Raw genomic sequence first — 13,478 nt, forward strand, 5'->3', positions numbered from 1 at the left:
ACAATGTCTAAGAAAGTTTATTGTGTTGCTCAGTTTCAGCCAAAAGAAGGTAAATTGAACGCGCTGTTTGACGTATTAAAATCGCTAGAACCGAATACTCTGCGTGAAGATGGTTGTATTCAATACACAGTGACTCGTCATATTCAGAGCCCATTTGCAGAAGGGGATAGCTTTCCTATCGCGTTCAACGAAATTTGGGCGGATAACGAAGCGTTTGAAGCGCACTGCCAACGTCGCGAAATCCAACAGTTCTTCCAAGAGCAGTGTGTTGAAAAGGCTGGCTTGGTTGAGAAATTCAATGTGGCTATCTACTCTGATGAGCCAGAGAACTACGACGCACCAGTGCTTAAGCCATGTTACTAAGCAGGTTTAATTGCGAATAACTAACAGCTAAACAGCGAATAGTTAATGAGTTAGCAGATACAAAAAAGGTTGTTCTTAAGAGCAACCTTTTTGTTTTATAGCTTATGTCATTTGCCTGTGAAAGCTATTTAGCAAGGTAATCAGAGATAGACTTCTCAATGCCTTTCGCGTCTAAGCCAAGCTCTTCGTGCAGTTCACCTTGTGTACCTTGAGCAATAAACTTGTCTGGTAGGCCAAGATTCAATACAGGCATTAGCAGCTTCTCTTGCATCAAGAATTCAACCACCCCTGTGCCCGCACCACCTGCGATTGCGTTTTCTTCGATTGTTACAAGTACATCGTGGTCAGCGGCAAGTTGTTTGATCAGAGCTTCGTCTAGCGGCTTCACAAAACGCATATCTGTAACCGTCGCATCAATAGCGTCAGCGGCTTGAAGTGCACTCTCAAGGAAAGTACCGAAGCTTAGGATAGCGACTTTCGAACCATCTTTTGCTTTTGCACTTTCGCGAACGATACGACCTTTACCAATCTCAAGCGCAGTAAATTCACTTTGAATCTCAGTACCCATACCATTACCTCGAGGGTAACGAACGGCACTTGGACCTGTGTGTTGGTGGCCTGTGTATAGCATTTGGCGACACTCGTTTTCGTCGCTTGGCGCCATGATCACCATGTTTGGAATGCAGCGCATAAAGCTTAAGTCGAACGCACCTTGGTGTGTTTGACCATCGGCGCCAACAAGACCTGCACGGTCAATCGCAAACATCACCGGTAAATCCATGATAGCCACATCGTGGATCAGCTGATCGTAGCCACGTTGTAGGAACGTCGAGTAGATAGCCACAATTGGCTTATCGCCAGCAATCGCCATACCGGTTGCTAGCGTCACTGCGTGCTGCTCAGCAATCGCAACATCGAAGTATTGCTCTGGGTACTCTTTCGAAAAACGCACCATGCCAGAACCTTCACGCATCGCTGGCGTGATCGCCATTAGCTTCGGATCCTGCGCGGCCATATCACACAGGAAGTCGCCAAAAACCTTCGAGAAAGTTGGTTTAGAGCTGGTGCTCTTAGGCAGACTTGAGTGTGCAGGATCGAATTTAGGCACACCGTGGTAGCCAATTGGGTCTTTCTCTGCTGGTTCGTAGCCTTTGCCCTTCTTGGTCATGATATGCAGGAACTGAGGGCCTTTAAGGTCTCTCATGTTCTTCAGCGTTTTAATCAACTCATTCACATCGTGACCGTCAACTGGACCAATGTAGTTAAAGCCTAATTCTTCAAACATGGTGCCAGGAACAACCATGCCTTTTAGGTGTTCTTCTGTACGACGAACGAGCTCTTTAATCGGCGGAACGCCAGATAGCACTTTCTTGCCGCCCTCACGAATAGACGTGTAAAGACTGCCAGAAAGAACTTGAGCTAGGTGGTTGTTTAGAGCCCCTACGTTTTCAGAGATCGACATCTCGTTATCGTTAAGGATAACCAGCATGTCATTGTGAATATCGCCCGCGTGGTTCATCGCTTCGAATGCCATACCTGCGGTAATTGCGCCATCACCAATCACACTCACGACTTTACGATTCTTGCCTTCTTTCTTAGCACTGATTGCCATGCCGAGAGCTGCACTGATCGACGTTGAAGAGTGGCCAACAGAAAGCGTGTCGTATTCACTCTCTTGACGCCATGGGAATGGGTGCAGTCCATCTTTTTGACGAATAGTCGACAGACGGTTACGACGGCCAGTAAGGATTTTGTGCGGGTATGCTTGGTGGCCAACATCCCAAACTAATTGGTCAAAAGGTGTGTTGTACACGTAGTGCAGAGCCACTGTTAGCTCTACCGTACCTAAGCCTGACGCTAAGTGACCACTTGACTGGCTCACTGAGTTAAGAAGATAGGTGCGTAATTCATCACAAAGCTGTGTTAGCGTCTCTTTTGGAAGAAGACGCAAATCCTCTGGCTTATCAGCCAAAGCAAGAGTTGGGTACTTTGATATATCAAGAGTCATAGGTAATGCGCGCTTATTGTCTTAGTTCTTGCGCTCGATGACGTATCGGGCGAACTCTTCGAGTAACTGGGTATTGTATGGGATTGCAGCCAAAGCTTGAAGCGCTTCCTGTAGCAGAGTGTGCGCTTTTTCTTGAGCGCCCTCTAAACCTAACAAAGAAGGGTAGGTACTTTTGTTTAAATTTTGGTCAGAACCCTGTGGCTTACCCAACGTTTCGGTATCGCTAGTGATATCTAAGATATCGTCTTGAACTTGGAAGGCTAGCCCGATGGCGTCGGCATACTTGTCTAATTGAGGCAGTACTTCAAACGCTTTCTCACCAGCAGAAAGTGCACCTAAACGAATTGCACTTTTCATCAGAGCACCTGTTTTATTACGGTGAACTTCTTCCAGCTCTTCTAGTGTGACTGCGCGGTTTTCTGCTTCAATATCAAGTGCTTGACCAATGCACATACCTTGAGCTCCAGAGGCTTCAGCTAGGCGTTGAATCATTCGAACGCGATTGCTTTCCCCGTCAGCACTTAATGTGCCTTCCGCAAGTATAGTAAACGCAAGAGTTTGTAGCGCATCGCCAGTTAAAATTGCTGTCGCTTCATCGTATTTGATATGGCAAGTCTGATGGCCGCGACGAAGGTCGTCATCGTCCATTGCTGGAAGATCGTCGTGAATCAGAGAATAGGCATGAATACATTCGATTGCAGAAGCTGGAGTATCGAGTTCTTCAGCGGTGCAGCCGAGCATCTCCCCTGTAATGTAGACAAGAAATGGACGTGCGCGTTTGCCGCCTAAAAGTAATCCATAACGCATCGCGTTGATAAGATTCTGATTTTGGTGAGGCAAGCGATCAAGCCAAAGGTTCAGTTGCTCGTTATTACGTGCTTGATAAGACAATAATAAAGTCTCGATCATAGGGGATCTCATACAATTCGTTATTCAGGTAGTGGGTGAAAGTCACTAAGTTCTGCATTTTCGTCATTTTGCAGTAGGATACTGACACGCTGTTCAGCATCGTTTAGTTTACTTTGACCAGCACGAGCGAGGGAGATACCTCGTTCGAATTTTTTTAGCGCATCATCTAAAGCTAGATCACCATTTTCTAGTTGATCAACCAAGCCATCAAGCTCTTCGATTGCCGCTTCAAAGCTCATATTTTCAGGTTTCTTAGTCGCCATAATAAATCTGCGTTTGGAAAGATGAACGAACGTTACCCTAGGCCGCAGATATGGTCAAATGTAACCAATAAATTTTGCTATAAAGTTCGTTTTTAAGAGGCTTGAACTTACTTTGGTTGAATAACCTTAGCTTTATCGAGTTTATGCGCTATGGATAAGAGTAAAGTAAGCCAATAGTTGTGATTCAAAAACGAAAAGTGTGATACTTAGGCCAAGAATTGACTAAAAGATCTTATAGTCTGGCCGATAAGAAGATTATCGTCGACGTAGAACTACAAAAAGCATGAGGAGTGCTCAGTGGATTTAGCAACCCTAATAGGTTTAATTGGTGGATTTGCCTTTGTAATCATGGCAATGATCCTAGGTGGTAGCCTCGGGATGTTCTATGACACGACATCCATTTTGATCGTGATTGGTGGTTCAACATTTGTTGTTCTAATGAAGTTCACCATGGGGCAGTTCTTTGGTGCGGCTAAAATTGCTGGTAAAGCATTTATGTTTAAAGCCGATGAGCCTGAAGATCTGATCGCTAAAGTGGTAGAGATGGCAGATGCTGCACGTAAAGGTGGCTTCTTGGCACTTGAAGAGATGGAAATCAGCAACAGTTTCATGCAAAAGGGTATCGACTTATTGGTGGATGGCCATGATGGTGATGTGGTTCGTGCTGCACTACAAAAGGATATATCGTTAACCACCGAGCGTCACGAGCAAGGCGCGAAAGTATTCTCTGCCTTTGGTGATGTTGCGCCTGCAATGGGGATGATTGGAACCCTGGTTGGTCTGGTAGCCATGCTTTCGAACATGGATGATCCAAAAGCCATCGGGCCTGCGATGGCGGTTGCGCTTTTAACCACGCTTTATGGTGCAATCCTATCGAATATGGTGTTCTTTCCAATTGCAGATAAACTTGCGCTGCGTCGTGACCAAGAAACACTGAACCGCCGTCTGGTGATGGATGGTGTATTAGCGATTCAAGATGGTCAGAACCCACGAGTGATTGACGGTTACCTGAAGAGCTACCTAAATGAAGGTAAACGTACTATTGATGGTGAACCGGCGTAAGAGGAATTGAAGATGGATGAAGAGAATCCATGTAAATGTCCTCCTCCGGGGTTACCTCAATGGATGGGGACATTTGCTGACTTGATGTCACTGCTAATGTGTTTCTTTGTACTGCTACTTTCGTTTTCAGAAATGGATGTATTGAAGTTCAAGCAAATTGCAGGATCGATGAAGTTTGCGTTTGGTGTACAAAATCGTTTGGAAGTGAAAGATATCCCGAAAGGGACCAGCATCATTGCCCAAGAGTTTCGTCCTGGTCGCCCTGAGCCGACACCGATTGATGTAATCATGCAGCAGACCATTGATATTACGCAGCAGACGCTGGAGTTTCATGAAGGTGAATCTGAGCGAGCGGGCGGTACAATGCGTGACCAAGGCAAGATGACGGGAGGGAAGTCACCAGAGGTTTCGACTCACGACAATCAAAACTCGGAATCGGACCAGCAGCAACAGCAAGCTGAAGCTCAATCGCAAGAGATGGAAACCTTGATGGAGAGTATCAAGAAGGCGCTAGAACGGGAAATCGATCAAGGTGCGATTGAGGTTGAAAATCTCGGCCAACAGATCGTTATTCGTATTCGTGAAAAAGGCGCATTCCCATCAGGTTCTGCATTTTTGCAGCCGAAGTTTAGACCTTTAGTCAGACAAGTTGCAGAGTTAGTGAAAGATGTTCCGGGTATCGTTCGAATCTCAGGGCATACTGATAATCAACGGCTTGATTCCGACCTTTATCGCTCTAATTGGGACCTATCATCACAACGAGCAGTCTCTGTCGCTCAAGAGATGGAAAAAGTTCGCGGTTTCTCTCATCAACGTTTGAGAGTGCGTGGTATGGCTGATACTGAACCCGTAGAGCCCAATGATACAGAATGGCAACGCAGCCTAAACCGCCGCGTAGAGATCAGTATCATGCAGGGTGAACCACTTTACAGTGAAGAAGTCCCAGTTATTTCTGAGTAGTGTCAAGTGATTGAATGAACCAGAAAGCCCAACTTTATAATGAAGTTGGGCTTTTTCTTTCTATTCATTTAGTTTCTTTGTGTTATTGGTTTGTCATCGACTGATTGCGGGTTGGTGCATCTATCAAACTATTGATGGCAAACAGAGACGCTATTTTTAATAAGGTGCGTATTTATTACTGGTGCTCAAGCAAGCACTCTTTTCCTTGTTTCACTTTCTCATGTATAATTCGCGCCCTTAGATTTAGATATGATCTACTCTTGCTTAAAGTGCTGTGTAAATTGTCTAATTTACTTGGCGAAGAGCTTTTTGAAAATTTTGAACATTAATGTTGTGAAAGTACTATGAAATTTATTGTTAAGCCCCATCCGGAAATTTTTGTAAAAAGTGAATCGGTGCGTAAGCGCTTCACAAGGATTCTAGAGTGCAACATTCGTAACGTTATTCAGCGTCGCTGTGAAGGTGTTGCGGTATTTAACCGTCGCGACCACATCGAAGTAACATCAGAAAGTGATAAGTACTACTCAGAAGTGTTAGAGGCATTGACTCACACGCCGGGTATTCATCATTCTCTAGAAGTACAACAGTCAGAATTTAAAGACTTACACGATATCTATGAGCAAGTACTAGAACGTAGCCGTGCTGACATTGAAGGCAAGACTTTCTCTGTCCGTGCTAAGCGTCGTGGTAAGCATGACTTTACGTCTATCGAGCTAGAGCGCTACGTAGGCGGTGGCTTAAACCAAGCGGTTGAGTCAGCGAAAGTTCGACTTAAGAACCCTGATGTGACCGTTAAGGTTGAAGTGTCTAACGACAAACTTAACCAAGTACTCGCTCGTCATAAAGGCCTTGGTGGCTTCCCTCTTGGTACTCAAGAAGATCTACTCAGCTTGATCTCTGGCGGCTTCGACTCTGGTGTCTCAAGCTACCTGCACATCAAACGTGGTTCTAAGGTCCACTACTGTTTCTTTAATCTTGGTGGCCCTGCGCACGAGATTGGCGTTAAACAAGTGGCTCACTACCTATGGAACAAATACGGTTCATCGGCAAAAGTGAAGTTCATCTCTGTGGATTTCGAACCTGTTGTTGCTGAGATCCTTGAGAACGTAGAAGATGGCCAAATGGGCGTTGTTCTTAAGCGTATGTTCATGCGTGCTGGTGGTATGGTTGCAGAGCGTTTTGGTATTGAAGCGCTAGTCACAGGTGAAGCATTGGGTCAGGTTTCTAGCCAAACGCTAACCAATCTTCGTCACATCGATAACGTGACAGATACGTTGATCCTTCGCCCGCTTATTAACTGGGACAAAGAAGACATCATCGATCTTTCTCGTATTATTGGTACTGAAGACTTCGCGAAAGTAATGCCAGAGTACTGTGGTGTTATTTCTAAGAAGCCAACCGTGAAAGCGAAGAAAGGCAAGCTTGAAGCAGAAGAAGCTAAGTTTAACTTTGAAGTGCTGGATCAAGTGATTGAGAACGCTCGTGTTATGGACATCCGTGACATTGAGAAAGAGAGCCAAGAGCAAGCGCCTGAAGTTGAACAAGTTGAGGCCGTAGCTGAGCACGCTATCGTTCTTGATATCCGTAGCCCAGACGAAGAAGACGAAAGCCCATTAGAGATCGAGGGTGTTGAAGTTAAGCACATCCCGTTCTTCAAGCTGTCGACTCAATTTGGTGACCTTGACCAATCGAAAGAGTACTTGCTGTATTGTGACCGTGGTGTAATGAGCCGTCTACAGGCACTTTACCTACAAGAGCAAGGCTTCCATAACGTTAAGGTTTACCGCCCTTAGTGTGGTGTTAACCGAATAGTTAAATATTTGCAAAGCCGCTTACTGAAAAGTAAGCGGCTTTTTGGTTTTCTATGATGAATGATTTACAGTCATCAGAAACAGGAGTGAGTTTGGTGTGTTGTATTCTGAAGTGATGGGTTTAGCTGGTTTCTGAGTGGCTGAAAAGTGTGAGCATCTTGATCTATTCTGTTACTTTTTAATGCAACTCAATGTTTCTATTTGTATGTGTTCAGTTGATTATTTGAGTGGATGTCTGATTCTGTGATTAACGATGAAAAATAATAAAGATTAATTAGCACAGCTATTGATAAACTTGTTGTTGTTTTTCTTTGAACATAAAAAAACACCGCCATAAAGGCGGCGTAAACAAATTTGACAGACAGGTCAAAATAAATACAGGAAGTACATGCTTCGTTTCAGTATAGAACTGCAACAAAGCATTTGGTAGAACTCTACCCAACTCGAAAAGAACGAGTTTGCAAACACAACATCGCAGGAGCTAAACCAATTGATTCTGGAGAGAATCAAGCCGTTCAGGCTAGCTTCTGCGGGATGAAATATAGAATTTCTCTGGCCGCTAGGCAATGGACAAATTATAATGTTTCAGATAAAAAAAACTAATGCTTATTTAGAGAGTAACTATGTCTCGTCGATTACCCCCATTAAACTCATTGAGAGTGTTTGAAGCCGCAGCTAGGCACTTGAGTTTTACGCGTGCTGCAGAAGAGTTGTTTGTTACCCAAGCTGCGGTAAGCCACCAGATCAAAGCACTTGAAGAGTTCTTATCTTTGAAGCTTTTTCGTCGAAGAAACCGTTCTTTGTTGCTGACTGAAGAAGGTCAAAGTTACTTCTTAGACATCAAAGATATTTTTACTTCATTAGCAGAAGCGACGGATAAAGTGCTTGAGCGAAGTGAAAAGGGCGCCTTAACTATCAGTTTACCGCCAAGCTTTGCTATTCAGTGGTTAGTGCCAAGGCTTGCCGATTTTAATCAGCAAGAACCTGATATTGATGTACGAATCAAAGCCGTGGATATGGATGAAGGCTCACTGACCGATGATGTCGATGTCGCAATTTACTATGGTCGAGGTAATTGGCCTGGGCTAAGAGCCGATAAGCTTTATCAAGAATATCTGATTCCTCTTTGTTCTCCTTCAGTGTTACTTGGCACAAAACCATTAGAGTCTTTAAGTGACTTAGCATGTCATACGCTACTGCACGATACCTCTCGAAAGGATTGGAAACAGTTCGCTAAGCAAAATAGTATTGAAGGTGTCAACGTTAATCACGGTCCGATCTTCAGTCACTCAACTATGGTGCTACAAGCGGCAGCCCATGGCCAAGGGATTGCACTGGGCAATAACGTTTTAGCACAACCTGAAATTGAGGCTGGTCGCTTGATCGCGCCATTTGACGAAGTCTTGGTTAGCAAGAATGCTTTCTATGTGGTGTGTCATGAGAAACAAGCTGACATGGGACGTATCGCCACCTTTCGCGACTGGATGCTGGCTAAAGCACAAAGTGAACAAGAGGATTTGCTGGATGAATAACGTCATTATTGATGGTGAAACTAACCCTATCACCTTTGTCTTTGCACATGGTGCTGGCGCAGGTATGGATCATGAATTCATGCAGTCGGTGGCAAAAGGGTTAGCCTTTAAAGGGATACGAGTGATTCGTTTTAATTTCCCTTATATGATTAAACGTGCTGAAGATGGCAAGCGTCGTCCACCAGACAGAGCCCCTAAGCTGCTTGAAGCCTACCAAGAGATTATCGAGCAGTGTGATGCTGATAAGCTTGTGATTGGCGGTAAGTCGATGGGAGGACGCATGGCGAGCCATTTATCTGAATTGGATAAAGTAGCTGCGATGGCGTGTTTGGGGTTCCCTTTCCATCCGCCGGGTAAGCCTGAGAAATACAAGGGCGAACATCTCGCTGAGTTAGCAAAGCCGTGTCTCATTTTACAAGGCGAGCGCGATACCTTTGGTAAGCGTGAAGAGTTTGCTGACTTCAATCTATCTGGTTCAATTCGAGTCGAATTTATTCCTGATGGCGACCACAGCTTCAAGCCGCGTAAAAGCTCTGGTTACACAGAACAGCAGAACATTGCCTTAACTGTTGAGAAGCTCTCTTCATTTATTAAAGAGGTGCTCAATGAGAAGTAAGTATTTACTCACTATCGCGGGCATTTCTGGTGCGATAGCTGTGATGTTTGGGGCATTTGCCGCGCACGGTTTAAAAGCTATTTTACCTGAGTATCTGCTGGGTGTGTTTGAAACTGGTGTTCAGTACCAGTTTATCCATACGCTCGCGATATTGGCGTGTGGCGCTCTGCTACAGATGAAACTTGGCGCTAAATCACAAAAATATTTTTTCATTGCGGCAATTTGCTTTATCATCGGCATCCTTTGTTTTAGTGGTAGCCTTTATGGGTTAGCACTGACAGGAATAAAATGGTTTGGCCCTATCACTCCGTTTGGTGGTCTACTATTTATCATTGGTTGGGGAGTCTTCTCCTTCGCTGCTTTGAATATAAAAGAGGTAACTCAGTGAAACACGTACTACTTTATTGTCGCTCTGGTTTTGAAAAAGAATGTGCTGGCGAAATTCAAGACAAGGCAACACAACTGGAAGTGTTTGGTTTTCCTCGCTTAAAGAGCAATACAGGCTTTGTATTGTTTGAATGTTACCAAGCAGGTGAAGCTGATAAGCTGATCAAAGAGATCGATTTCCAAACGCTGATCTTTGCTCGCCAAATGCTGGCAGTGGCTGTAGAAATTAAAGATCTACCAACTGATGACCGTATTTCTCCAATTCTTGAGGCGCTTTCTGAGAAAGAAGGTTTTCCACGATGTGGTGATATCCGCATCGAAACACCAGATACTAACGAAGCTAAAGAGCTTTTGAAGTTTTGCCGTAAGTTCACTGTGCCGATGCGTCAAGCAATGCGTGGTAAAGGCTTGATGACTGCGAAAGATAACGCTAAGAAGCCAGTGCTTCACTTGTGCTTTATCGCATCAGGCCATTGCTTCGTTGGTTACTCATACCCAACCAATAACTCACAATTCTTCATGGGCATTCCTCGTTTGAAATTCCCATCAGATGCCCCAAGCCGTTCTACATTGAAGCTAGAAGAAGCTTTCCACGTATTCATCCCTCGTGATGAGTGGGACGAACGTCTAGCTCCGGGGATGTGGGGGGTGGATTTAGGTGCGTGTCCAGGTGGTTGGACTTACCAATTGGTTAAGCGTTCGATGTTCGTTCACTGTGTTGATAATGGCATGATGGCAGACAGCTTAATGCAAACGGGTCAAGTTAAGCACCACATGGTGGATGGTTTTAAGTTTGAACCTGACCGTAAGAACGTAACGTGGATTATTTGTGACATGGTTGAGAAGCCAGCTCGTGTTGCTCACTTAATGGGTGAATGGATCATCAAAGGTTGGGCGAAAGAAGCACTGTTCAATCTTAAACTGCCGATGAAAGGCCGTTACGATGAAGTACTGCAGGATATCGAGAACCTAAAAGTGTTCCTTATTGAGAACAAAGTGAAGTTCAAGATGCAAGCTAAGCATCTTTACCATGATCGCGAAGAGATCACGGTACATATTCAATCACTTTCAAATATCTCACCACACTAATATTGTTGTTAGTGCCAGTGATAAAGAAAATGCTCCTTTAAGGGGCATTTTTAGTTTCTGAGTCGGTGCATCATAGAGAATTAAGCGTTTGCTTCGTAGCGAATATCTTGCAGGTTAAACCCTAAGTCAATATCGGTCTTTAAGGCTGAAACCAACTTGCAGGTACGTGCGGATTCGATATGTTCATCGAATTTTTTACGATATTTCTTTGGTAGTTCTTTAGATTGGAATGCCGTTTCGATATCCGGGTAGGTGGTCAATATCTCTTTGGCTGCTTTTGGCCCAATACCTGGGATCCCCGGAACTTGACTTGAGCTTACTCCTGCTAATCCCCAATAATCAGCGAGTTGTTCAGGGTTGACACCAAATTCAGCTTCAATGAAGGGTTTGTCTAACCAGCGGTGTTGGAAGTAATCACGGATCTGTAGTGTTGGTGATAATAGTTGGCAATAGCCCTTATCCGTAGAGATTATAGTGACCTTTTCTCCATGATCAGCTACTTTCTTGGCGAGGGTTGCCACCAAATCATCCGCCTCATCTCCATCGGATAGCAGAGAGTCAATGCCTAGTTCCCACCATGCTTGCTGGATCGCATCAAGGCCTTTCATCAATGGCTCTGGCATCGGCTTACGGTTTTGTTTGTAAGTAGGCAGAATTTCAGCACGCCAGCCTCGATCTTGCTCATGATGATCAAATACTGCGATGATATGAGTTGGCTGCGACTCATTTAAAATTCGATTTAAAGTTTGCGTGGTTGTGGTGATGGTTCTTGCTATATCTGCTGGGTCCGGCTGAACTGAGTGCACGCGTCGGATGAGGTTTAAAGCATCGATAATAACAAGATGGATAGACATAAGTTTCCAATAAATAAGGGGTTGCTAGCCCCTTATAGTACCGTATCACTTCGTGAGTTGAAACGTTAGCGACGTAAACGTCATGACTTGTTCATTTGGCTGTGGCGAATGGCTTGCTATCGGATATTTGGCGCAATTTTATAACAAGGAACGTAGTCCGTGTCGCCGGGTAATTTCATCCTATGTTGTTCCACAAAGTCATTCAACAGCAGATCCATTTTGGTCATCAGTTCTTTATCGCCATCAATCAGGAATGGACCGTATTTTTCTATCTCTCGAATACTTTCGGCTTTGACATTACCAGCCACAATTCCTGAGAACGCTTTACGTAAATTAGCCGCAAGGCTTTCTTTTCTTTGGTCCATGTGAAGGTCGAGTGCCGCCATAGATTCATGAGTAGGAGCGAATGGCAGTTGGAACTCTGGTTCAATATGCAGTGACCAGTTGTAGCTGTATGCATCGCCGGTCTCTTTACGGTGTGAACGTACGCTCGACATGGCTTGTTTCATGATCTTAGCGGCGCGCGCTGGGTCATCAATCACAATTTCGTAATGTTTTTGTGCTTCTTCCCCTAAGGTTTCACTGATGAACTTATCAATCGAACGGAAGTAAGCTTCGCTCTCTTTCGAGCCAGTCAAAACAATAGGCATAGGTTGATCGGCATTATTTGGGTGCATCATGATCCCTAAGATGTACAAAAGCTCTTCGGCAGTACCAGGGCCGCCAGGGAAAATAATGATGCCATGTGCCATACGAACGAAGGCTTCGAGACGTTTCTCAATGTCTGGCATGATCACCAGCTCGTTTACTATGGGATTGGGTGGCTCCGCTGCAATGATTGAAGGTTCGGTAAGCCCTAAATAACGATGGTTAGTATAACGTTGCTTAGCGTGGCCAATTGCAGCGCCTTTCATTGGGCCTTCCATTGCGCCCGGTCCACAACCAGTACAAATGTTCAGTTCTCGTAAACCTAATTCATTACCGACTTCGCGAGTGTATTGATATTCAGTCGCGTTAATCGAGTGACCACCCCAACAAACAATGAGGTTTGGTTCAATTCCTTGAGTTAGTGCTCCCGCGTTTCTCAAAATACTAAACACAAGGTTAGTAATGTGGGTGGCATTGGTTAGGTTGAGTCGTTGGTTGTCGGCCAAATGCATATTGACGTAAACAATGTCACGCAGCACTGAAAACAGGTGTTCTTGGATACCCTTGATGATCGCGCCATCGACAAAGGCATTCTCGGGTGGGTTGCTCAATTCGAGTTTAATACCACGCTCTCGACGCAGTACCTCAACATCAAACGATTGATACTTGTCGAGTAACTCCTTGGCGTTGTCGGTGTGGCTACCTGAGTTGAGTACCGCTAACGTACAGTTACGATACAGTTGGTACAGATCGCTAGATGCAGTTTTCTTAAGGCGCTCAACTTCAAGTTGAGAAAGTAAGTCCATGCTACCAGTAGGGCTAATATGAGTAATCATAATGCCTCCTTGCTGAAAAGAGCTGAGGCGACTTTGAAGTGACCCTCTAGCTCGAGAGTGAGAAGCAAACGTTGAAAGTGTTTGGTTAAAGGTGAGAGAGTTAACCAGACGAAACGGATACGACAGCGTTGCTTAATGGA

General features: G+C 44.7%; 13 protein-coding genes. 8 read left to right on the plus strand and 5 right to left on the minus strand.

Going from position 1 to position 13,478, the window contains the following annotated elements; translation table 11 throughout:
• Positions 1 to 3 precede the first annotated feature (3 nt).
• Positions 4 to 363 (plus strand): putative quinol monooxygenase, encoded by a 360-nt coding sequence (locus OCU50_RS03125; RefSeq protein WP_060468367.1) that lies wholly within the window; start codon positions 4 to 6, stop codon positions 361 to 363.
• 124 nt (positions 364 to 487) lie between these two features.
• Here the strand turns inward: OCU50_RS03125 and dxs are convergent, their stop codons facing one another.
• Genes dxs through xseB form a run of 3 tightly spaced genes read right to left on the minus strand, consistent with a single transcriptional unit; the run spans position 488 to position 3,543 of the window.
• Complete coding sequence (gene dxs, locus OCU50_RS03130) at positions 488 to 2,371, minus strand: 1-deoxy-D-xylulose-5-phosphate synthase (RefSeq protein ID WP_060468366.1); 1,884 nt, start codon at positions 2,369 to 2,371, stop codon at positions 488 to 490.
• A 21-nt stretch (positions 2,372 to 2,392) separates the two neighbouring features.
• Complete coding sequence (gene ispA / locus OCU50_RS03135) at positions 2,393 to 3,280, minus strand: (2E,6E)-farnesyl diphosphate synthase (protein ID WP_046223684.1); 888 nt, start codon at positions 3,278 to 3,280, stop codon at positions 2,393 to 2,395.
• 20 nt (positions 3,281 to 3,300) lie between these two features.
• A complete protein-coding gene (xseB, locus tag OCU50_RS03140) occupies positions 3,301 to 3,543 on the minus strand; it encodes an exodeoxyribonuclease VII small subunit (RefSeq protein ID WP_029626968.1) in 243 nt (80 codons plus the stop codon).
• 297 nt (positions 3,544 to 3,840) lie between these two features.
• On the opposite strand from xseB, the gene pomA reads away from it, so the two are divergent.
• The 7 genes from pomA to rlmM all read left to right on the plus strand — a co-directional run bounded on the left by pomA (position 3,841) and on the right by rlmM (position 11,000).
• Positions 3,841 to 4,605 (plus strand): flagellar motor protein PomA, encoded by a 765-nt coding sequence (gene pomA, locus OCU50_RS03145; RefSeq protein ID WP_017056260.1) that lies wholly within the window; start codon positions 3,841 to 3,843, stop codon positions 4,603 to 4,605.
• A 12-nt stretch (positions 4,606 to 4,617) separates the two neighbouring features.
• Entirely contained in the window at positions 4,618 to 5,565 is a 948-nt protein-coding gene (locus OCU50_RS03150; protein WP_060468365.1) for a flagellar motor protein MotB, read from the plus strand.
• 344 nt (positions 5,566 to 5,909) lie between these two features.
• On the plus strand, positions 5,910 to 7,358 hold the full coding sequence (thiI, locus tag OCU50_RS03155; protein WP_060468364.1) for a tRNA uracil 4-sulfurtransferase ThiI: 1,449 nt from the start codon (positions 5,910 to 5,912) through the stop codon (positions 7,356 to 7,358).
• A 641-nt stretch (positions 7,359 to 7,999) separates the two neighbouring features.
• Complete coding sequence (locus OCU50_RS03160; RefSeq protein WP_017056263.1) at positions 8,000 to 8,908, plus strand: transcriptional regulator GcvA; 909 nt, start codon at positions 8,000 to 8,002, stop codon at positions 8,906 to 8,908.
• Positions 8,901 to 9,524, plus strand: coding sequence for an alpha/beta fold hydrolase (locus OCU50_RS03165; protein ID WP_060468363.1), 624 nt, complete (start codon positions 8,901 to 8,903; stop codon positions 9,522 to 9,524). The genes OCU50_RS03160 and OCU50_RS03165 overlap by 8 nt, the downstream gene beginning before the upstream one ends.
• The gene (locus OCU50_RS03170; RefSeq protein ID WP_060468362.1) at positions 9,514 to 9,912 is read left to right on the plus strand and encodes a DUF423 domain-containing protein; all 399 of its coding nucleotides are present in this window, start codon (positions 9,514 to 9,516) and stop codon (positions 9,910 to 9,912) included. The genes OCU50_RS03165 and OCU50_RS03170 overlap by 11 nt, the downstream gene beginning before the upstream one ends.
• Complete coding sequence (rlmM, locus tag OCU50_RS03175) at positions 9,909 to 11,000, plus strand: 23S rRNA (cytidine(2498)-2'-O)-methyltransferase RlmM (RefSeq protein ID WP_060468361.1); 1,092 nt, start codon at positions 9,909 to 9,911, stop codon at positions 10,998 to 11,000. Before OCU50_RS03170 ends, rlmM begins: the two co-directional genes overlap by 4 nt.
• 80 nt (positions 11,001 to 11,080) lie before the next feature.
• On the opposite strand, the gene xni is transcribed toward rlmM, so the two are convergent.
• Together xni and ppnN are read right to left on the minus strand one after the other, a co-directional pair.
• Entirely contained in the window at positions 11,081 to 11,854 is a 774-nt protein-coding gene (xni, locus tag OCU50_RS03180) for a flap endonuclease Xni (protein WP_060468360.1), read from the minus strand.
• A gap of 116 nt (positions 11,855 to 11,970) precedes the next feature.
• Positions 11,971 to 13,338, minus strand: coding sequence for a nucleotide 5'-monophosphate nucleosidase PpnN (gene ppnN, locus OCU50_RS03185; protein ID WP_060468359.1), 1,368 nt, complete (start codon positions 13,336 to 13,338; stop codon positions 11,971 to 11,973).
• Positions 13,339 to 13,478 lie beyond the last annotated feature (140 nt).

This window comes from Vibrio toranzoniae, from assembly GCF_024347655.1.
GTDB classification, from domain to species: domain Bacteria; phylum Pseudomonadota; class Gammaproteobacteria; order Enterobacterales; family Vibrionaceae; genus Vibrio; species Vibrio toranzoniae.